This is a genomic window from Bacillus sp. MD-5, assembly GCF_002201875.1.
GTDB lineage: Bacteria > Bacillota > Bacilli > Bacillales > Bacillaceae > Bacillus > Bacillus stercoris.
Genome location: NZ_CP021911.1, coordinates 1,443,838 through 1,465,716, shown reverse-complemented (window position 1 = coordinate 1,465,716; position 21,879 = coordinate 1,443,838). Strand labels below are relative to the sequence as shown.

The following is a 21,879-nucleotide window of genomic DNA, read 5'->3' as shown; positions in this document are numbered from 1 at the left end:
AAACCCCTCCTGCCAGAGCATAGAGGGGTTTTAGGACAAGGTGCGCACTATACACGCATCCCGTCTATCCGTTATCCTTCTCAGTCTCTCTGGACTGTTTTAAAGAATCTATTCAGCTTCGTTTATTATTTCAGAAAAGAAACACTCTGTCAACCGTTTTTTCTGAGGTTTTCGATTAATTCTGCCATATCCTCAGGAAGCGGCGCTTCAAATTCGACATATTCTCCTGTTCGCGGATGGTCAAAACCTAAAACGCCCGCGTGAAGCGCCTGGCCGTTAAAGTCGATTGTTTTTCTCGGACCATATTTCGGGTCGCCCGCTAATGGGAATCCGATATATTTCATATGAACACGAATTTGATGGGTTCTCCCTGTTTCAAGCTGGCATTCCACTAACGTAAAGTCCTGAAAACGCTCAAGCACATGAAAATGAGTGACAGCGTTTTTGCCATCACGTGTCACAGTCATGCTTTGACGGTCTTTTTTATCCCGCCCGATCGGCGCGTCAATTGTGCCGTCATCATGAGAAATAAGCCCGTGGACAACAGCCGTATACTTTCGCGTGACCGTTTTGTTGACCAATTGGTTTACAAGTGACTCGTGTGCCATATCATTTTTCGCCACCATTAATAAGCCGGACGTGTCCTTATCGATTCTGTGAACAATCCCCGGACGCATCACACCATTGATTCCGGAAAGGTCTGTACAATGAGCCATAAGGCCGTTTACAAGTGTGCCCGTAAGATGACCGGGTGCTGGGTGTACAACCATTCCGCGAGGCTTATTGACAACCAGCACATCCTGATCTTCATAATAAATATCAAGATCCATAGGTTCTGCCAGGACGTCGAGCGCTTCCGGTTCGGGTACAGTGACGGTCACCTGATCACCCGGCTGAATTTTATAATTCGCTTTCACCGCGCTCCCGTTCACGACAACCTGTCCGTCTTTTACCCATTGCTGAACCTGGGTTCTTGACCAATCATTCTCAGTTGATGCCAAAAATTTATCAATCCGCTCACTTTTTTGTTCTTCTGAAGCGGTTATATCAATTTGATTCATGCTATTGCTCCTTTTTCTTTTTCCCGCTGTCCAACAGCATTTGTATAAATAAAAGCATTACGCCGACACATAGTGAAGAGTCCGCGATGTTAAAAATCGGGTAATTGTAATTCACAATTATAACATGGATAAAATCCACAACTTCTTGTCTGACAGCCCGATCGATAAAGTTGCCGATGGCACCGCCAAGCATAAGCCCGAGGGCAACGCCAAGAAGCCTTTGTCCTTTTGTGTAACGCTGTATGTAATAAACAATACCAATAATAACAGCGGTTGTTATGAGGTAGAAAAACCACATCTGACCCGCTAATATCCCCCATGCAGCACCCGTATTGCGATGGGAGGTGATATAGAATACCTGATCAATGATCGGAATGCTTTGGCCAAGTTCCATGTTCTTAACGACTAGCCATTTTGTCAATTGATCGGCTGCAATAATAAGTAGTGCAATTATATAATACAGCACAAACGTTCCTCCAGTTTACGGTTACTTTAATCCATTATGCATTTTATCAATAAAAAGCACTGGAGTAAAGAAATATCAGGCATATTAACTGGTCAGACACTGTTTATTCATACAGTGCCTGACCATATTCGATATCCGTTGATTTCCATATCGGAAGCGTTTTTTTTTCGAATTGGACAGAATAAAGAAAATCGTTTGCTGTTCGGGCCGTCGGCAGCACCGCCAGCTTTGAAAGAGGAATGGGGGCCCCGGTTTCTTCACAGTATCCGAATGTGCCGTTTTCGATTTTCGACAATGCAAGGAGAACGTCTTGAAGCTCTTCTTTAATGTGATAGATCAGAGTTGCTTTTTGTTTATGATTGATTGCTGCTTGCGGGCTTGTAGAAACCTGAAAGCAAGAATACTCAAATAATCTCGACTGTAATTCTTCTTTCATCAGAAGAAGTTCCGTGTAAATTGCGGTCAGTTGATCATTCATTCTTCACAACTCCTGCTCTTAACGTAGTACCTTTATTGTTGCCTATGAATGATGATCTAAAGCCCATAAGATTTTTCCTGCCGTTCTAAAGGATGTCACTCTTGGCACAAAAAAAGCCCGGCTTTTACGCCGGGCCCCTTTTGCATTATTTTTCATAATATTTTTCAACGATTTCAGCGTTGCGTAATGAAAGTGTAGGATATTTCGGATTTGCCCCTACATCTTTTGAAATCACACGTGATCTCTCACACATTTCGCCTTCCGCTTTTTCGACAGCGATTTTACCCGTCGGAAAGCTTTGCGCATCGTTCGGCGCTTCAGGTTCTTCACTGATTGTCAGTTCTGACACAATAAACAGCTGAGAAAGATTTTCTTTAATGGAAGCCAAGAGCTCTTTGTTTTCTTTATTTGGATACAATTTCAGGTTAGCTTCCAATGATTTACCGATAATTTTTTCATTCCGCGCAGTTTCTAATGCTTTTAGCACGTCATCACGAAGAGCCATAAAGCGGTCAAATTTTTCTTCAGTTGCTTCACTGTTTGGAACTGCGATTGTTTCCGGCATATCTGTCAGCTGAACGCTCTGCTCTTCAACAAATGTTAAATGCGACCATAATTCGTCAGCCGTATGTGGAAGGATAGGCGCTGAAAGCTTCACTAATGCAAGAAGCGTTTCGTAGAATACTGTCTGCATGCTGCGTCTATCCGGATGATCCGCATGCTCGATGTAAACAATATCCTTTGCAAAATCGAGATAGAATGAGCTTAATTCGATTGTGCAGAAATTATGGATGCTGTGATACACAACCGCAAATTCGTACTCATCATACGCTTTTTTCACTTTATCAATCAGTTTGTTCAGCTTAATCAGCATATACTGATCCACTTCACGAAGTTCTTCAACAGCCACCGCATTTGTTTTTGGATCAAAATCGAAAAGGTTGCCGTGAAGGAAACGGAACGTGTTGCGGATTTTACGATATACTTCCGCAACCTGCTTCAGAATGGCGTCAGACACGCGAACATCCGCCTGATAATCCACTGAAGATACCCATAATCTTAAGATGTCGGCACCAAGCTGTTTCATAACTTTAGCCGGAACAACAACGTTACCGATTGATTTACTCATCTTGCGTCCTTCTCCATCCAGTGCGAACCCATGGCTGAGCACACCTTTATACGGCGCTTTTCCTGTTACGGCTACTGCTGTAGAAAGAGAAGAGTTAAACCAGCCGCGATATTGGTCAGATCCCTCTAGGTATAAATCAGCCGGACGAACGAGATCATCACGTTCTTCAAGTACTGCTTGATGTGAAGAGCCTGAATCAAACCAAACATCCATGATATCCTGTTCTTTTGTAAATGTGCCGTTCGGGCTTCCAGGATGTGTAAAACCTTCCGGAAGAAGATCCTTTGCTTCTTTTTCAAACCAAATGTTTGATCCGTGCTGCCTGAACAATTCAGAAACATGTTCAATGGTTTCATCCGTAATAATCGGTTCCCCATTTTCGGCATAAAATACCGGAATCGGCACACCCCACGTACGCTGTCTGGAAATACACCAGTCTCCGCGGTCCCGAACCATGTTGTGCAAACGCTGCTCGCCCCATTCAGGAACCCATTTGGTTTCTTTGATGGCGTCCAGCAGGTCTGATCTGAAATCTTTAATAGACGCAAACCATTGCGCTGTCGCTCTGAAAATGGTTGGTTTTTTTGTTCTCCAATCGTGCGGATAAGAATGAGTAATAAATTCAAGCTTCACAAGTGCGCCTTTTTCATCAAGCTGCTGTGTGATCGCTTTGTTTGCATCGTCATAGAACATGCCTTCAAAGCCAGGAGCTTCGCTTGTCATGACACCTTTTGCATCAACTGGGCAAAGCACATCTAAGCCGTATTTTTGGCCGATGATAAAGTCATCCTCCCCATGTCCTGGCGCTGTATGAACACAGCCTGTTCCGGCATCAGTTGTTACGTGTTCACCAAGCATAACGAGAGAATCTCTGCCATATAGCGGGTGTTCAGCGATAATGTTCTCAAGGTCCTTCCCTTTGACCGTTCTTGTTACTTCATACTGATCAAATCCGCATGCAGACGCAACATTTTCGACTAAAGCACTTGCTACGACAAAGCGGTCTTCGCCTACTGCAATCACGCTGTACTCAAGATCAGGATGCACTGAGATTCCGAGGTTCGCCGGAATTGTCCAAGGTGTTGTTGTCCAGATGATGATACGTTCACCATTTTCAAGAACGCCTTTTCCGTCTTTTACACCAAAAGCGACATAAATAGATGCTGAACGTTTGTCTTGATATTCGATCTCGGCTTCAGCCAAAGCAGACTCACTTGAAGGTGACCAGTTAACTGGTTTAAGACCTTTGTAAATGTAGCCTCGTTTTGCCATCTCACCAAATACGCGGATTTGCTGCGCTTCGTATTCCGGTTTTAATGTCACATATGGGTTTTCCCAATCAGCGCGGACGCCAAGACGTTTGAATTGCTCACGCTGCCCCTCGATTTGCTTCCAAGCGTACTCTTCGCACAGTTTGCGGAATTCCGCTACTGACATTTCTTTGCGGTTGACTTTTTTGTTTTTTGTCAGAGCTGTTTCAATTGGCAATCCGTGTGTATCCCAGCCTGGTACATACGGTGCGTTGTAGCCGCTCATTGATTTAAAGCGGACAATGAAATCCTTCAAAATCTTGTTAAGCGCGTGGCCCATATGAATGTCGCCGTTAGCATACGGAGGTCCGTCATGTAAAACAAATTTCGGGCGGTCTTTCGTCCGTTCCTGCACAAGACGATAGATATCCTCTTCCTCCCATTTCTTTTGAATGTCAGGCTCACGGTTTGGCAAATTTCCACGCATCGGGAAATCTGTTTTTGGCATTAAGAGCGTGTCTTTAAAATCCATTTTCATTCCTCCACTGCATTTTTTCAGAAAATAAAAAAAGCCCTCTCATCCCATAAGGGACGAGAAAGCTTATCTCGCGGTACCACCCTTTTAGAAAAAGCCAGCATACGCTTTTTCCTCTTGAGCATCGTAACGTGATGAACGTCCTAACCTACTGTGAGTTCAGAAAGGAAACTTAAGGGCTGATCTACATGATTCCGGCCATCCCGGACTCTCACCATCTCCGGGTCGCTATGAAGGCCTGAAGGAAACATGACTGTCCCTTTCAACCGTTTTTTCATCTGAATTTATGAACGTATTATATTCGACAAGCTAAGAAAATGTCAAGATAATCAGAGAATTTATTCCTTTTCCTCAAATACAGCGTCGACTTCATACTCAAGGAGATGATCCCAATCGTCATTTTTCAGAAGATCGAGCTGAGCCTCAATCAGCATTTGGAAACGTGTTCTGAACACTTTAGACTGTTTTTTCAGCTCTTCGATTTCCATGGCGATTTTTCTTGATTTTGATAACGATTCGTTGATAATGCGATCAGCATTTTTCTCCGCTTCCCGTACGATCAGCTTTGCCTCTTTTTGTGAATTGCGTTTTACGTCTTCAGCTGCTTCTTGGGCAACTAAAATCGATTTATTCAATGTTTCTTCAATATTGGCAAAGTGTCCGATTCTTTCATCTAGCTCATTGACTTTCGCTTCTAGTTCCGTTTTCTTCCGGAGAACAATTTCGTAATCTTTTCTGACTTGCGCTAGAAATTCATTTACTTCATCTTCATCATATCCGCGAAAACTTTTTGTAAACGTCTTGTTGTGAATATCATTTGGCGTTAATGGCATGATGCCACCTCCATTTTTACATTTCAGTACGGTTATCTAGTTCACATTATAAAACAAATTTCGCACAGATGGAGAAAAAAACTGAAAAACCGACTATTTTTGTCGTTCAAACGTAACTCTCCATTTGTCTTTTTTGGTTTTTCCTTCGATTTTGGATAAACTGCAGCGGCCAAAGCCTCTGATAGACAGCATGTCCCCTTCTGCCACTATGTAGGAAGGATCTTCAACTACCTTCCAGTTCACTTTTACGAGCCCGTTTTTCACAAGTGTCTGTGATTTCTGGCGGGATTGCCTGCTCATAGAGGCGCAGACAGCGTCAAGCCTTAAAGAAGAAACCGTGTCATCTCTTATTTCGACATCAATAGCCGGAATGTTAAGGTCTGACAAGCCAATTTTCTCAAGGCTGACCGTCGCTTTGCCTGCTTGAGTCAGCTGTGCGGCCACAAAATCAGCGGTATCGGCTGATACAATCAATTGCACAGCTGATTCAGAAAACACGATGTCACCGAATTTTTGCCGCTTTAATCCTATGCCCATTAATGCACCAAGCAGAGAACGGTGATCTACTGAGACAAACTTGTCAGCATAACGGACGTTAAACGCCTGCAGTTCAAAATCCGATTCTTCTGGAGTAATGTATTCTGGATACAGAATCGCCCGTTTCCGCTCCGCTCTGTCATAGCCGCCGGAAAAAGCAAGCCCGACGTCTGTCTGTCCCGTAACAGCAGTGAGGATGACCTGCTCTCGAGGGTCTAAAAAGTCGGTCAGCTTCATTCTGTACTGCTCCTGGACAATTCTTTTCCATTCGAGCGCCTGATCAATAAAGGCCCGCTCGTCTTTTCTGAAGTGCTGATAGATATCGCTCATCGTCTTTCCCTTCTATGTAAAGAGGCTTGGCTGCTGCCAAGCCCCTATCAAACTGTCACATTAAAACGCAATCATGCGATAAAGTCCCCACAAGCCGGTAGTCGCAAATCGAAGCACAAGGATTGCTACGATTGGTGAAATATCCAGCATTGCAATCGGAGGGATGATTTTTCTGAATGGTTCGAGATATGGTTCACAAATCGATGCTAAAAAACGCCCGACTGCTGTTTCCCTCGTACTCGGCACCCATGACATAAAAATGTATATGATCAGGGCAAATGAGTATATTGTGATTAATAAGCTTAAAACCGAAAAAACTTGATAAAGGATCATCTCGCTTTACCACCTCTGATGTTCGTCTTCAGATATGAGCTCAGAAATTGTGCCTGATACATCTACGTTATCAGGCGTGCAGAGAAAGATATCTGAGCCGATTCTTTGAATATCTCCGCCGATGGCATAGACGGTTCCGCTTAAAAAGTCAACAATCCGCTTCGCCTGGTCATGCTGTATCCGCTGAAGATTGACGACAACTGCCCGCCGGTTCTTCAAATGGTCGGCTATTTCCTGCGCCTCCGCATACACGCGCGGCTCACTCAACACCACTTTAGAGGATTTCTGAACACTTTGCAAGCTCACTACATTCTGTTTGCCCGCAGGTTTATTCCCGGTATAAGCCGGCTTTTCTTTTTGCTCATGCTCCTCATGCGATTCCCGCTCTGTCTCAATATATTCATATTCATATTCTTCATCTTCCATCGAGAAAAAGTTTTTCAGTTTATTTTTCATACTCATTGCTGTACACCCCCTGTTTCATTTCCGACTAACGATGAGCCGATTCTAATATAAGTAGCCCCTTCTTCAATTGCAATTTCAAAATCATTTGACATGCCCATCGACAGTTCAGTACACGGAGCGTTCGGCTGCTTCAGTTTCTGAACCTGGTCACGGAGTTCTCTCAGCGACCTGAAACAGCTTCTGATCTGATCTTGATCATCAGTCAGCGGAGCCATTGTCATCAGTCCGGCCACTTGGATATGTTCGAAACCGGAAAGCTCCTGTATGAATGGAATGACTTCTTCTTTTTTCATGCCGTGTTTAGAAGGCTCAAGAGAGGTATTGACCTGCACAAAGCATCGGACAGTACCTTCAGCCCGTTTTTCAATTTCTTTCGCTAATGAGAGCCGGTCTAGGGAATGGATATAAGAAACTGCATTGACGACAGATTTTGCTTTTCTTGATTGCAGACTGCCGATAAAATGCCATTCCGGATTCCCTTTCATCAATTCCTGTTTGCGGAGCAGTTCCGCATCCCGATTCTCTCCGAGGCAGGTGATGCCAGCATCTACTGCCTCCTGTGCTCTTTCAGGCGATACATATTTTGTGACTGCAATAACCGTAACTTCATCGGAGCTGCGGCCCGATCTGTTACATGCTTCGTTTATTCGTTCGTTTATATGTCGTAAATTATCAACAACACGCAAGATCTTTATGCCTCCTTCATTCCGATAAAGGACATCATCCGTCCAGTTTTCCCCTGATCGCGGCGGTGAGAATAGAAAAGAGACGGCTCGCTTTCCGTGCATAAACCGCTGACAGAAATCTGTTCATTTGCCAAACCGCTGTCTATCAGTATGAGGCGGTTCAGCTCTTTCAAATCAAGCTGATATTGTGCCATTGCCGTCTGATTAACGGCACGGTCTGCTGAAACCGGCAATGCGCGGACAGCATCCATGACACGGTCATCTACCGTATAGCATGCTCCGCTGATAGACGGACCAATAACAGCCTGAATATCTGAAGGATTTGAACCTTCCTTCTCAGTCCATTGCTTCACCATTTCTCTGCCAATCTGTTTGACAGTGCCTTTCCACCCGGCATGGGCAACTCCGACAAGTGATTTAACCGGATCATAAAAGAAAAGAGGCACACAATCAGCAAAGCATAATGCTAAAAATACATTTTTTTCATTTGTATAGAGCCCGTCCGTTGCTTTTAGCGCTGTGTGATACTCACGGGCGCCTTTTCCCCTATCCCTCTGCGTTACTTTCTGAACGCAATTATCATGTGTCTGATCAGCGAATACCCAAGACTGCAAATCAGTATTAAACATATCGGCAATATATTCACGATTTTTAACTACATCTGCATCTTTGTCATGAACGTGCAATCCTGTATTTAACGATTCAAAAGGCTTTTTGCTGACACCGCCGTTTTTCGTCGTAAATCCGGCAATGACTTCTTTGTTGTTTTGATTCGTTTGAGCCCAGTCTTGTATCATGAGTGTCGAGGGTGTGGTAAGACTAAATGGGTGATATGTATTCATGATGATCCAACCTTTCGACAAACATTTAAAAAAGCGGAATTTCCCACTTATTTTACCACATCTTTCTGCATTCGTTGAGCGCCGATTTGCATATTTCTAAATGAAATGTGCCGGAAGAAACGAGACTTCCGGCATTTGCCAATCCGCGGCAGAAAAGCAGGTTTATGCATGCGGTTCACTTAATCGGACCAAGATTACATCTTCCCCGATTTTTACTATATTTCGCCATGGAATGACCAATTCCTCTTCTTTTCCGAAAAATCCGAGCACTTTCCCATTTCCTCCTAGTATAATCGCCTGAATTTTACCAGTGGTCACATTGATATCAATATCACCAATACTCCCCAGCTTTTTTCCGTTTGAGACATTGACGACATCCTTCACCTGAAATTCTGAAATGCTGATCATTCCATCACGTCCTTTTTCCGTCCTTTTGTTCAAGTATATGAACGGGCAGGCTGAACCTTGTCAGCAAGAAGAAATTTTCATGTCACTGTTCTTTTTTCCGGCTGCACCAGCTGATAATAAAATCGAGGATAATTTTTGTATACTCTACTAGTTGCTCAATCGATACCTTCTCATTCACGGAGTGTGCATTGTGCAGATCGCCAGGACCGTATATCACGCATGGAATACCGGCATCATACAGCCACCCACCATCTGTAACCGATTGAGAAACGTCAATAATTGGACTCTCCCGCTTCACTTTCTCATGAGAGGCAGTAAGCGCTAAGACGCCTGGGTGGCCAGGGTCAACTTCCAATGCCGGAAAAATTTCTCCTCTGTCTTCAATCATCGATGAGCCTCCCCACTTAAATACGGGGCGGTTTTCCCTAAGCCAAATATCACTGTCACTCAGCCGATTGACGTAATCTTCTATTTCCGCTGCCACTTGGTCATGGGTTTCATTCGGATAAAAATGAACTGTGATCCACAGCCGACATTCGTCCGCTATAAAAGCCGCATGTCTGCCGCCTTCTATAACAGCCGGGTTAATTGTATTTGTTCCAGGTTTAAAACCGGGATAACGTTTCATAATAGACCAGTGGCGCTCAAGCTCACCGAGCCCCGCAATGATTTTCGCCATTTTTTCAATTGCGCTTGCTCCGAATGTTCCTCCGCCTGCGTGAATCATATTTCGTCTCGTTCCATCATGAAATGTTTGACTGCTTTTGATTTCGATCCAGCCTGTAATGACACCGCCTTGGCCTTGAATATGCATATCGCTCGTATCCGCGACAATTGCAAAATCAGCGTGGTAGCCCCTCTTGCAGCATTCAAGCGTGCCGGCTTCTCCAACTTCCTCCCCGATAACCGATTGCAGAATCAGATCACCGGGAAGTTCAATGCCTGCTTCACGAATTAATTTGACAGCAAACAGTACACATGCCATTCCGCCCTTCATATCGGAAGCGCCTCGTCCGATTAAGAGACCGTTTTTTTCAATTGGATGAAATGGATCGTGCTCCCATTCCTCATCCTCTTTTACCTCTGCCACATCTACATGGCCATTGATGATCAGGCTATGATAATCTGCTGAACCTGTTCCCTTTAGCTGGCCTACAACATTGGGGTCTCCAGGGTACACATCCCATTTGTCGATCGAAAATCCTAATTCATTTAAAAATCCCGAAATCCATGACTGAATCCCCTCTGTATTTCTTGCAGGCGGAGCAGGTGTTTGATAAAAAATCAGCGTTTTTGCCAGCTGAATAAGCTCCTCCTTTTGTTCTTCCACTTTTTTGAGCAAAGAGTCTATTTGTTGTTCCAATCTAATCCGCTCCTATTCTTCAAAAATAAAAAGCCGCTTCAAGTTATGAAACGGCTCAATAAAAACAAACAGAGTCCTATGCACTCTGTTTCTTCACCGCTTCCCTCCGCTGGCATGATCCAGATCAGGTCAAAAGGGTTGAGACAAAGTCTCTCTCAGCTTCGCAAAGCACCCCTAGGATGAATCTATGTGTTTGTCAGGCATTCGTTATCGGCTCAGCTCTTGTTAAAAACGGCCGATCTTGGTTCCATAATACATGGATTGGCGTATCAAAAAAAGCGGAAAGTATTTGATCAGTAAGCATTTCCTTTATTTCTCCGGCTCCAAAGACCTCTCCCTGCTTTAATAAAAGAGCTTTATCAAAGACAGGCAAAATTTCCTCAGCATGATGAGTCACATAAAGGATAGATGGTGCATTTTCTTTGTTTGCAATGTATGTAATCGTATCTAACAACTTTTCCCGGGCAATAAAATCCAGCCCTGTGACTGGTTCATCCAGTATCAGCAGCTCCGGATCGGCCATTAGTGCTCTTGCAATCAATGCTCTTTGTTTTTCCCCTTGAGAAAGGGTTTCATAGCGACGGTCGGCATATTCAATTGCTCCCAAGTCCTCTAACAAACCAATCGCTTTTTCCCTTATTTTCTTACTTGGTGTTTCATATAATCCAATCGAAGCGTAAGCTCCGCTCAAAGCAATTTCAAAGGCTGAATCTGCCGGGTACAATTTTTGCTGAAGAGCTGCTGAGACGAGGCCAATTTTACGTCTGAGTTTTTCCCCAAGCTCTGTCTTGCCAAATTCATGGCCAAGCACCTGCATCTCGCCTGATGTTGGAAAATAATAAGAGCAAAGCATATTTAACAGTGCTGTCTTCCCGGCGCCATTTAGGCCGTAAAGCACCCAATTTTCCTTTTCTTCCACCTTCCAATGAATATCCCTCAATATCCATTTCCCATTCCGTTTTAATGAGACATTGTCAAGCTGCAAAATCATCGTGGTCCTCCTCTTGATTGCCTTTTGTAATTGTTTTAATTTTCTTAAAACTTCGCACAAACTAGGATACCTTATTTTTTCCAAAACGTAAACCGTCGGCAAACAATAGAAAAGCCTTTAAAACAAAATCGTTTTAAAGGCTTTTCATTATTGATGAATATTTTTATTCATTTGTTTGATAGCCGCTTTTTCAAGTCTGGACACCTGTGCTTGGGATATTCCGATTTCCTCGGCGACTTCCATTTGGGTTTTCCCTTGGAAGAATCGCTTTCTCAAAATCATTTTTTCCCTATCGTTTAGCCTTCTCATGCCCTCTTTTAAAGCCAGCTCTTCAATCCATTGTGTATCTGTATTGCGCTCATCACTGATTTGGTCCATCACATAAATCGGGTCTCCGCCGTCGTTATAGATCGGTTCAAATAGAGAAACCGGATCCTGAATGGCATCAAGCGCAAATACAATTTCCTCATGCGGTACTTCAAGAACTTTTGCGATGTCTTCTGCAGTCGGCTCCTTGCTTGTCTCACTGATTAACCGCTCTCTTACCTGAAGCGCCTTGTAAGCGATGTCCCGGAGTGATCTTGAGACACGGATCGGGTTATTATCGCGTAAATACCTGCGGATCTCTCCGATAATCATAGGTACAGCGTATGTTGAAAACTTAACATTGTGGCTTAGGTCAAAATTATCAATGGATTTCATTAGTCCGATGCAGCCGACTTGAAATAAGTCATCAACATACTCCCCTCTGTTATTAAATCGTTGAATGACACTTAAGACAAGACGCAAGTTCCCATTTACAAGCTTTTCTCTTGCTGAATCATCGCCTTCATCCTGCAGCTGCCTAAACAGCTTTCTCATCTCTTCATTCTTGAGTACTGGTAATTTGGAGGTATCCACCCCGCAGATTTCGACTTTATTTCTCGACACTTTTTTCCCTCCCTACAGGAGCTGCTGTACACCGTTAAGTATCTCCTTGGGTGGGAAAAATATGCACTGCACTCAGGCCGAAAAACTGTCGAAATCAGGAAATCCCTGTAAAATCAAGGGGTTCTACCCATAAAATTTTTTACACCATTTTGTTGAACTCTTTTCTCAATCTTTTTATAATTCGTTTCTCAAGCCGTGAAATATAGGACTGTGAAATCCCCATCATATCCGCTACATCCTTTTGGGTTTTTTCTTCTTCACCGACAAGCCCAAACCGCAGCTCCATAATTTGCTTTTCCCTCTCATTAAGCTGTTCAAGCGCTTTTTTCAAAAGCTTTTTATCTACGTTAGCTTCTATGTCTTTAGTGATGATGTCATCGTCTGTGCCGAGCACATCAGAAAGCAAAAGCTCATTGCCGTCCCAATCAATATTAAGCGGTTCATCAAAGGAAACCTCTGAACGGATTTTGTTGTTTCTCCTCAAATACATCAGAATTTCATTTTCTATACAGCGGGAGGCATAGGTCGCCAGCTTAATTTTCTTTTCTGGGTTGAATGTGTTCACAGCTTTGATTAATCCGATGGTACCTATGCTGATTAAATCCTCTATATTAATTCCCGTATTTTCAAATTTACGGGCGATATAAACGACCAGGCGCAAATTGCGTTCAATTAAAATGGCACGTGCCGCCTGATCGCCGTTTGGGAGCTTCATTAACAACACCTGCTCCTCATCTTTAGACAATGGAGGCGGCAGGGCTTCACTCCCGCCTATGTAATAGACTTCATCACTTTTCAGCCCAAGTTTCATCAGCAGCTTATACCAGAGGTGCGTCAACCGTAATTTTAGTTTTTTCATCTTCCTCTCCCTTCTAAATGTACCGCCGTTTGAGTATGATAAGTAACGGACATTTGCGAACTTTATGAAACGTGTTTGACAGCCTTGCCCGAAAGCATTTTCGGATGAATAATCGCATCAAACTCTCCATCTGCTGAAAGCTTTGTTGTGCTGATACCGATTAAGCATTTATCTGCACAAATCATTTCTTCTTTTGTCATAATCGTTACGTGATCCGGTTTAACGCATAATAAAAATTGATTTTGCTGACCAACTCCCCTGTATGGAATCAACCTCATTTTATCTAAAAAGCGAAATGAATCATCAAGCTGTTCGATGGCTTCCAGCGGGTCTGTGTTTCGAATGATCATCGTTTCGGCTGCTCCGAAAATCGGCTCCAATTTATCAACGTAAATGATCATAACCGGTGTTTTTGTAAGAGGATCGTACAGCTGATTGCCCGAATCAATCAGGCCTCTGACATGAAGTGTTTGGTTGCCCAAATCGGCCTGCACGCTGACTCGTTCCTCATATTGAATGTTTTTTGTTTCAATATCTTCGATTCTTCTTTTAGAAAAAAACCATAATGCTGGAAAGCCAGCAACAATAAACAACCAGCTGATCGGGTCTCCAAACCCTGTTTGATTGGTAATCATGACACCGTTTCGAACAATAGAATTTGACTGCAGCAAAGAATGAGCTCCGATAATTCCTCCCCCCATTAAAAAAGTGGCAAAATAAAAGGAAAACAAATTTTGAAAGAAAAAGCGAAATCTTTTAAAGCCAAATGTCACCAGTACAATCACAACTGAAAAAGCTAGCTTCCCAGCCGGATGGTCAACAATAGGCGAAAAAGGAGTAAACATCAAAAGGACAATACTTGAACCGATGAACGCCCCGCCTATCAGTCTTCTTTTTTTCACATGCCGTTTTAAAATAAATGCCGTGAGCAAAAGCAAAAGTGCATCAAAACAAAAGTTTAACAGCCAAATGACATCTAAATAGATTTTCACATCTGACTCCTTTCTTTCTTGCCTCACGCTGTTTCCTCTTCTTGCTTCATAAGTATAAAGCAAGCTCTGTGGGAAAGTCTGTCAATTAATGTTGAGAGGAAAATACAATTTTTCAGGGAAATCTGCTTAATTTGTCGAGGAAGTGTAATAAGAGGATATAAAAAAAGCTGCCAGTGACGGCAGCTTTTTTCTACTTAATTTTCTGTGTTGATATTAAGTTTTCCATTCGCAGTTTTTCTCGTTTCATTTCCATAATCATCTCGTACGATCACTTCTACTTTTGCTCCGGTTGCTTTAATAGAAGAAGTGGCTGTCCAATAGCCTTCATATCTCCCCGGAGAAATTTCTCTTAACGGGAGCTCGGTGGCGTTTTGCACACTCGCTCTTGCATTTGTCAGCGGCATACGAATGATAAACGTTGCATCCAAATCCTCAGCGCTTGAGAAAGCGATTTTCACAGATTCACCGGCTTTTAAGTTTTTATCCTCTCCCGGAATCAAGCCAGAAATGACAGGCTTGTCAAAGTTGACATCAATGACTGTCTTTTTCGTCGTTTTGTTGCCTGCAAGGTCTGTAGCAATCACCTTGATTTCATTTCTTCCATTATCCAAAAGAATACGGGCTGAGTATGAACCATCAGCTACTGTTGCTTTTTTGCCATTCACCTTGACGTCTTTCAGATTGTCATCGGATACAGCCCCTTTGACAGTCAGCGTTTCTTTATTTGTTTTCTCGCCATCCTTTGGATTGTCCAGTGTTAATTCAGGCTTTTCTTGATCAAGCGTGACCGTGATTGGGCTGGAGGCATCCGTTGCTCCGTTATCTGTTGATGCAGTTGCTGTCAGCTTATTTTCGCCCTTGCTGAGTGTGATGCCTGTCTGGAACGTGCCGTCCGCGGCAGTTTTTGTTTCTCCTGCTTCTTTCTCTTCATTATAAATGTGTACCGTTGTACCAGGTGAAGCTTTTCCTTTTACAGTGACGTTCTCCTTATTTGTGTATGACTTGTCTGTCGGTGAAGTAATCTCAGGCACAGCAGCTTCGTAATCAACTAATGCGCGAATCATATAGTTGCCGTCTGCTTCGTCACCCGGCTCCCATTTTCCACCTATATACTGCCAGTTGCGGCCGGAATTCTTGCCGGTTTCATCCATTGCCAGTCCAGGTGAATACGGGTCAGGTTTCGACTGGATATATACGAGATAAAAGTCTTTATCGACCATAATCCCTTTTGAACTGAGATCTACCTTAGTCCACTCGCCATTGCGAAGAGCTTCAGCGTTAAATGGCCCGGCAATTTTCTTGCCCGGTGCTCCGTCTTTTCCTGTAGCATCGTATACCTCAACCTTAAACTCTGTACCGCCTGGATCTGGGAACTCTGTATCCCAAAATCTAAACAGCCCTCCTGTAAGCATGCCTTTGTCCTTGCCGTCAGCTAGCGTCATTTTTACCGCCCATCCGTTCCCGGCAGCAAAATAAGAATTGGCATTCTCGGCTGTCCCGTCATCATATGCAATTTCACCTGGATAACCAACGAAAGGCTTCAATGCAGTTTCTTTTGTAACATTACCTTTTAACTCAACGGAAAATTCATCGCTGTAATAACCCGGTGCAGCGACTTTAATCGTATAAGAGCCTTCATAGGCCTCGAGCGTATATTCACCTTTGTCGTTCGTCGTAGCCGGTTCAACCGCAGCATCCTCTACAACATAAATGGAAGCGCCTTTTACCGGCTCTTTTGTCGTTTTATTGATAACCGTACCTTTTAATGTGCCCTTCTTCATTTCTTCTAACGTAAAATTAGCTTGTGTCGTCTGGTCCGCCTGCAAAGACACTTTTTGTGTTTTCGATTGATAACCGTGTGCTTCTGCGATAAGCGTATAGTCTCCCGCTTTGTGCGTCAGCGTGTACCGCCCTATGGATTGATCGGAATATGTTGATTTTCCTGTTTCCACTACACTGACTTGTGCCCTGAGCGGCAAAACTTGCGGCTGTATAGCTTTACTCTCGGTTTTTACAGCTGTATGTTGAGATGGCTTTGCTTTTTTCGGATTTACTGCCTTTTTCTTTTGTTTTCCAGACGGCTTTTCGACGCCCAGCTTATTCTTTTTGGCTGTTTTTCCGGCTGATTTGTCAGAAAGCGCTACATCATCAATGTACCAGCCCTCTTTGTTAATACTTTCATCTGATTGTAGGTTAAACATCACTTGAATGTTTTGGCCTTTATAAGCCGATAAATCAATTTCTTCATTCGTCCAGCTTGATGTCTTTCCATTATAAACACCGGCCTGCTCCCAATTCTTTTCTCCCTCAGGCAGAACAAAAACGTAGCCGTAATCAAAGTCATCCTCTAAATTGTGCCAGCTTTTAAATTGAAGAAACAGATTTCCTGAATCAGGCACTTTAACAGGAGGCATAACAAGGTTCATGTTTGCCGAGTTGGCATAATTCCCCGCCAGATTTGTTCCATATACTTTTTCTCCGGATGCTGCTGTATTTGGGCCAGTTGACGGAACGCCCCATTCCCAGTTATTATTTGTTCCGCTTGCAAGCCAGCCGCCGGCTGCAGTTTCAAAATCCTGCTTATATCCCACCGTAATACTTGGTTTCACTGTTATATCATATATATCAGACGAAACCATATGTCCGCCAAAATCCTGAATGATCCACTTATAGCTTAGCTTAGTTCCTTTGATGTCTGGAATCTCTGCCTGATACGTTCCTTTTAGATGATCACCACTGATTCGTTTAGCCGTTACTTCTGTCCATTCACCTTGATCAAGCTTGTAGGACAGTTTTACAGATGTCACACTCACATTGTCTTCAGCTGTTATAGTCAGCGGCAGGCTGCCACCTTCATAAGCTTCTGTCACTTTCTCATGCTGGAAGACAGGAGGCTCTTGATCATCCCCCTCTACAGAAACTTGTCCTTCTGCTTTGCCTAACCCATCTGTGACAGCGGATACAGCATCAAAAGCGTTCACCAAACCATGGCCATATCCGTTATTCGGAGAATCAGGGAATGTTGAATCTGTCAGCGGTTCAGCCGTGCTGGTTAATATATCCTCCATCTCACCGACAGAAAGTGAGGCATCCGCCTGTTTCAACAGTGCAGCAACAGCCGATACATGCGGCCCTGCCATTGATGTGCCGTCCCATCCGTCCTCATATGTCTGACCGGGAACGGATGAACGAATATTTACGCCCGGTGCAGATATTTCCGGCTTTATTTCATCATATGGGGATGGCCCTTGAAGAGAAAAGTCAGCGAGCTTTTTATTGATATCAGTCGCTCCAGTTGCAAACGATTCCGGATAGTTTGCAGGGTTTGCGATAGATCCAGGCCCGCCAGGAATAAAGAGGTCTGTATTCCCCGCAGAAAACTCAGGGAAAATATCGGCCGCACGCCAGGCATTGACCATGTCTCTATACCATTCATCAAGTCCTGAGCCTCCGCCCCATGAGTTATTGACAACATCAGGAGCCATTTCCGGGTGAGGGTTGCCCTCTGCGTCCTTTGGTGCTAAAACCCATTCACCAGCATCCAAAATGTCAGCATCAGTGCCGCCATCTTCCGAGAACGCTTTAACAGCGATCCATTTTGCGCCAGGCGCTACACCAATTTGATTTGTTCCATCAGGTTCAGATCCCACCATCGTACCTGTCACATGGCTTCCGTGAGCCAAATCATCATAAGGGCTTGCCCCGCCTGCTACAGCATCATACCAGTTCATTTCATTTTCAGGCTCATCGGGATTTTCAGGGTTATATCCGCGATATTTCTCTTTTAATGCCGGATGGTTCCATTCCACACCGGTATCAATAGAGGCAACAACTGTACCAGTTCCATCGTATCCAAGCGCCCAGGCTTTTGGAGCATCGATTTGGTCGACATTCCATTCCACACCGTCAGTTGCTTTAACTGCTTTTTGCGCTTTTTTCATATTAAATGGGGAGGATGACTTAAAAAGCTGCCGTTTCTCATTAGGAAGCACTTTTTCCACTTCAGGAAACTGTGCCACTTTTTCCATAACCTCTTTTGAGGCATGAACAGCAATCCCGTTCACCACATAATATGAATGAATCTGGTCTGCATTTCCTTTATTTTTCTGGGTGTTCAAGTATGTTAGGACGTCTTGCTGGGATTCATCGGCTGTGACTTTTAAAGATGACACAACGGCAGAGCGCTTTTGATATTCCGTTTTAGCCGCAGACAGCTTCTTCGATTTCGCTTTTTTAACAGCCGCTTTTGCCGCTTTTTCTGTGTCGGCCTGATCTTTAAATTTAATCAGAAAGGTCGTTTTGTCTTTCTTTTTAAAGCTTTTCTTTAATGAACTCGAGATCTTGTTTTGAATGGATTCCGCAGATTGAAGCTCCTTTTTAACAGAAGCTGAGGTGACTTTGCTGCTTGCCCCGGCTGCTCCCGGAAACAGCAGTGAACTAATGACAACCGTACTTAAAACAGAGCTGATGAGTCTGTTTTTCGTTTTTTTCCTCATTTTCATCCCCCTTTTTCAACATGCTTTGTAAAAAATATGTCGTCCCTCCTTTTAAAAATGAATGGTTTGTCAGAACATCGCTGTATGTTAACTGTAGACAATCTAAATTACAGATATTGTCGTTTCATGTCAGTTAATTTCCATATATATGAAAATGATAAAATTGTCACGAAAATAAATAGGTCTATTCATCTATTTCATTACTAAACGAAGGAGGTAATAGGAAAAAAGGCTATATAAGAAGAAAGTTTGAAGAGAAAAACAAAAAAGGACAAAATCGAAAACGATTTTGTCCTTTACATTAACCGCGTTTATTACGGTTTCGTAAGAATGTTGGGATATCAAGCGTATCATCAGCCGGCTGTGAAGTATGACGGCTTACTGTGTTCTGCTGCTGAGGCTCCTCACGTTTTGGCTCACGCTTTGGAACACTTTGATTGTGTGTTTTAATGCTTTGATTTAAGCCTGGGCGCTGAGGCTTCGTCACGTCCTTTTCTTGTTCAATAAAGCCCGTTGCAATCACTGTCACCACAATCTCATCTTTTAGATTTTCATTAATAACAGAACCGAAAATCATGTTTACGTCTTGATCAGACGCCGAAGCGACAATGTCTGCTGCTTCCTGAACTTCATATAGGCTGAGGTTTGTTCCCCCAGTGATGTTCATGAGAACGCCTTGCGCACCGTCAATGGCCGCTTCAAGAAGCGGGCTGGAAATGGCTTTTTTCGCTGCCTCTGCCGCACGGTTTTCCCCGGTAGCAATACCGATACCCATCAAAGCAGATCCTTTGTTTGACATGATCGTTTTCACATCAGCAAAGTCAAGGTTGATAAGACCAGGTGTAGCAATCAAGTCAGAAATACCTTGGACCCCTTGGCGGAGTACGTTATCCGCTTCACGGAATGCTTCAAGCATCGGTGTGTTTTTATCAACAATTTCAAGGATACGGTCGTTCGGGATCACAATCAGTGTATCCACCGCTTCTTTCATTGCCGAGATTCCGCCTGCAGCCTGAAGCTGTCTTTTGCGTCCTTCGAAGGTAAACGGTCTTGTTACAACTCCGACTGTTAATGCGCCTAAGTCTTTCGCGATTTGTGCGATAACCGGTGCGGCACCTGTTCCTGTTCCGCCGCCCATACCGGCTGTCACGAATACCATGTCAGCGCCTTTTAACGCTTCTTCAATCTGCTCTTTGCTTTCTTCAGCGGCTTTTTTTCCGACTTCCGGATTCGCACCTGCTCCCAATCCTCTAGTCAGCTTTGCGCCGATTTGCATTTTCACTTCTGCTTTTGACAGGTTAAGAGCTTGAGCGTCCGTATTTACCGCGATGTACTCTACTCCTTGCACTTCATTTTCAATCATTCGGTTAACGGCGTTGTTACCGCCGCCTCCTACTCCGATTACTTTAATTGATGCTAAGCCGTCTATGTTTGTTTCGAACTCCAACATGCTAAATCCTCCTAATCTGCCGAATGACTATCTATCTATTCCCAAAACATGCTTAATAGTTTTTTCATTTTGCTCTGTTTATTATGTTCGGCTTGTGTTTTTTGTTTTCCTTTTGGCCGCTGCTGCACCTCATTTTGATGATGATGCTGCTCTTGTTCCTCAGATGATGAGACTGCGATTTCCTGTATCGCTTCTTCAGGCATCTTAAAGCCTATTTTTCTGCCTTGGATTCTTGCATTCCGGCAGGCGAATTGGATCAGGCCCACTCCCGTCATATATTGAGGATCTCTTACACCGATATAATTCGGGCTTGCCACCCTGACGTTATTTTGCAGCACATCCTGTGCCAAAGACATGACACCCGGCATTGCCGCTTGTCCTCCTGTCAGCACGAAGCCTCCCGGCAGATCGGTAATTCCCATACTGCGAAGCTCTTCTGAAACAATTTCAAGAATTTCTTCTACTCTCGCTTCAATGATATTCGCTGCTTCTTGCTGTGTAAATGTTTGTTTTTGATTGGTGCCTATAACGGTTACCTCAAATACTTCATCCTCCGAGGCTTCGTCATAGTAGGCATGTCCAAATTGCTTTTTCACGCGTTCTGCTTCTTCTGTTGACGTTCTCAATCCGATGGAGATATCTTTGGTGATATTTTCGCCTCCGAGAGGAATGACACGGGTAGAAGTGAGATGTCCGTTCTGGAATACGGCAATGGTTGTTGACCCTCCCCCTATATCAATGAGAGCCACACCAAGGTTTTTCTCGTCCTTTGATAATGCAGCAGAACCGGCTGCCAGCGGCTGAAGACAAATATCAGTTATTTCAATACCAGCTCTTTCAACACAGCGGAGTAAATTATGTAAGATTGTTTTTGAACCGGTGATCAAGGTGCCCTCTACTTCTAAACGCACACCCAGCATTTTTTTCGGGTCGGTGATTTCATCTCTTCCATCTACGATAAACTGTTTAGGAATGACGTCGACAATCAGCTGTTCGTGCGGTACTGAAACAACCTGTGCCGCCTCCATGACACGGCGTACATCTTCAACCTGAATTTCTTTATTTTCACTGGAAACTGCTACAACGCCGTTTGTATCTTGAATATTGATATAATTTCCATTAACGCCGACAATAGCTTTTCTAAGCGGAAAACCTACCATTCTTTCAGCTTGGTCAAACGCTTTTCTTATAGAATGAACGGTCTCATCTATATCAACGATTGAGCCTTTTTTCAACCCTTCAGACGGTACATTTCCCACACCGATAATATTAAGGGAATCATCTGTCATTTCTCCGACGATCACTTTTGTATTGGACGTACCGATGTCAAGACTGACGTAAAGTTCATTGTTGTTCATTCTATGGCACCTCCTCACATTTCGATCATTTCTATTCTATTATTTGCGGAACAACAATACAATGAATGTGGCTTTACAAGTGTGTAA

Annotated in this window: 19 protein-coding genes, 1 riboswitch and 1 other annotated feature; all 19 genes read right to left on the bottom strand. The window is 43.6% G+C overall.

Annotation, left to right across the window (positions count from 1 at the left end; translation table 11 throughout):
- Positions 1-149 precede the first annotated feature (149 nt).
- The 19 genes from CDO84_RS07370 to ftsA all read right to left on the bottom strand — a co-directional run bounded on the left by CDO84_RS07370 (position 150) and on the right by ftsA (position 21,792).
- Positions 150-1,061 carry an RluA family pseudouridine synthase gene (locus CDO84_RS07370; RefSeq protein WP_003245307.1) on the bottom strand — a complete coding sequence of 304 codons (912 nt, stop codon included), beginning with the start codon at positions 1,059-1,061 and terminating at the stop codon, positions 150-152.
- 1 nt (position 1,062) lies between these two features.
- On the bottom strand, positions 1,063-1,527 hold the full coding sequence (gene lspA, locus CDO84_RS07365) for a signal peptidase II (protein ID WP_014663906.1): 465 nt from the start codon (positions 1,525-1,527) through the stop codon (positions 1,063-1,065).
- Positions 1,528-1,630: 103 nt separating this feature from the next.
- Positions 1,631-2,005, bottom strand: a complete 375-nt coding sequence (ylyA, locus tag CDO84_RS07360; RefSeq protein WP_014476755.1) for a sporulation-related RNA polymerase-binding protein YlyA — start codon at positions 2,003-2,005, stop codon at positions 1,631-1,633.
- A 145-nt stretch (positions 2,006-2,150) separates the two neighbouring features.
- Positions 2,151-4,916, bottom strand: a complete 2,766-nt coding sequence (ileS, locus tag CDO84_RS07355) for an isoleucine--tRNA ligase (RefSeq protein WP_040083210.1) — start codon at positions 4,914-4,916, stop codon at positions 2,151-2,153.
- Between the two features lie 52 nt (positions 4,917-4,968).
- Positions 4,969-5,195, bottom strand: a binding site (T-box leader).
- A gap of 62 nt (positions 5,196-5,257) precedes the next feature.
- On the bottom strand, positions 5,258-5,752 hold the full coding sequence (gene divIVA, locus CDO84_RS07350; protein ID WP_003221468.1) for a septum site-determining protein DivIVA: 495 nt from the start codon (positions 5,750-5,752) through the stop codon (positions 5,258-5,260).
- A 93-nt stretch (positions 5,753-5,845) separates the two neighbouring features.
- Complete coding sequence (locus tag CDO84_RS07345; RefSeq protein ID WP_040083211.1) at positions 5,846-6,619, bottom strand: YlmH family RNA-binding protein; 774 nt, start codon at positions 6,617-6,619, stop codon at positions 5,846-5,848.
- Positions 6,620-6,679: 60 nt separating this feature from the next.
- Complete coding sequence (locus CDO84_RS07340) at positions 6,680-6,952, bottom strand: YggT family protein (protein ID WP_003221463.1); 273 nt, start codon at positions 6,950-6,952, stop codon at positions 6,680-6,682.
- Positions 6,953-6,958: 6 nt separating this feature from the next.
- Positions 6,959-7,414, bottom strand: a complete 456-nt coding sequence (gene sepF, locus CDO84_RS07335) for a cell division protein SepF (protein ID WP_014476753.1) — start codon at positions 7,412-7,414, stop codon at positions 6,959-6,961.
- Complete coding sequence (locus tag CDO84_RS07330) at positions 7,411-8,103, bottom strand: YggS family pyridoxal phosphate-dependent enzyme (RefSeq protein WP_014663902.1); 693 nt, start codon at positions 8,101-8,103, stop codon at positions 7,411-7,413. Before CDO84_RS07330 ends, sepF begins: the two co-directional genes overlap by 4 nt.
- 5 nt (positions 8,104-8,108) lie before the next feature.
- Complete coding sequence (gene pgeF / locus CDO84_RS07325) at positions 8,109-8,945, bottom strand: peptidoglycan editing factor PgeF (RefSeq protein WP_040083212.1); 837 nt, start codon at positions 8,943-8,945, stop codon at positions 8,109-8,111.
- Between the two features lie 162 nt (positions 8,946-9,107).
- A complete protein-coding gene (locus tag CDO84_RS07320; protein ID WP_003232153.1) occupies positions 9,108-9,353 on the bottom strand; it encodes a YlmC/YmxH family sporulation protein in 246 nt (81 codons plus the stop codon).
- A gap of 82 nt (positions 9,354-9,435) precedes the next feature.
- On the bottom strand, positions 9,436-10,716 hold the full coding sequence (gene ylmB / locus CDO84_RS07315; RefSeq protein ID WP_040083213.1) for an N-formyl-4-amino-5-aminomethyl-2-methylpyrimidine deformylase: 1,281 nt from the start codon (positions 10,714-10,716) through the stop codon (positions 9,436-9,438).
- A gap of 84 nt (positions 10,717-10,800) precedes the next feature.
- A riboswitch (TPP riboswitch) is annotated at positions 10,801-10,902 on the bottom strand.
- Positions 10,903-10,912: 10 nt separating this feature from the next.
- Positions 10,913-11,707 (bottom strand): ABC transporter ATP-binding protein, encoded by a 795-nt coding sequence (locus CDO84_RS07310; protein WP_040083214.1) that lies wholly within the window; start codon positions 11,705-11,707, stop codon positions 10,913-10,915.
- 147 nt (positions 11,708-11,854) lie between these two features.
- On the bottom strand, positions 11,855-12,637 hold the full coding sequence (sigG, locus tag CDO84_RS07305) for an RNA polymerase sporulation sigma factor SigG (RefSeq protein WP_014663896.1): 783 nt from the start codon (positions 12,635-12,637) through the stop codon (positions 11,855-11,857).
- A gap of 139 nt (positions 12,638-12,776) precedes the next feature.
- Positions 12,777-13,496, bottom strand: a complete 720-nt coding sequence (gene sigE / locus CDO84_RS07300) for an RNA polymerase sporulation sigma factor SigE (RefSeq protein WP_003221446.1) — start codon at positions 13,494-13,496, stop codon at positions 12,777-12,779.
- 62 nt (positions 13,497-13,558) lie between these two features.
- On the bottom strand, positions 13,559-14,488 hold the full coding sequence (gene spoIIGA, locus CDO84_RS07295; RefSeq protein ID WP_040083797.1) for a sigma-E processing peptidase SpoIIGA: 930 nt from the start codon (positions 14,486-14,488) through the stop codon (positions 13,559-13,561).
- Positions 14,489-14,682: 194 nt separating this feature from the next.
- On the bottom strand, positions 14,683-18,984 hold the full coding sequence (locus CDO84_RS07290) for a bacillopeptidase F (protein WP_040083215.1): 4,302 nt from the start codon (positions 18,982-18,984) through the stop codon (positions 14,683-14,685).
- Positions 18,985-19,285: 301 nt separating this feature from the next.
- A complete protein-coding gene (gene ftsZ / locus CDO84_RS07285; RefSeq protein WP_014663893.1) occupies positions 19,286-20,434 on the bottom strand; it encodes a cell division protein FtsZ in 1,149 nt (382 codons plus the stop codon).
- A gap of 35 nt (positions 20,435-20,469) precedes the next feature.
- Positions 20,470-21,792 (bottom strand): cell division protein FtsA, encoded by a 1,323-nt coding sequence (gene ftsA, locus CDO84_RS07280; RefSeq protein ID WP_003238682.1) that lies wholly within the window; start codon positions 21,790-21,792, stop codon positions 20,470-20,472.
- Between the last annotated feature and the right edge of the window lie 87 nt (positions 21,793-21,879).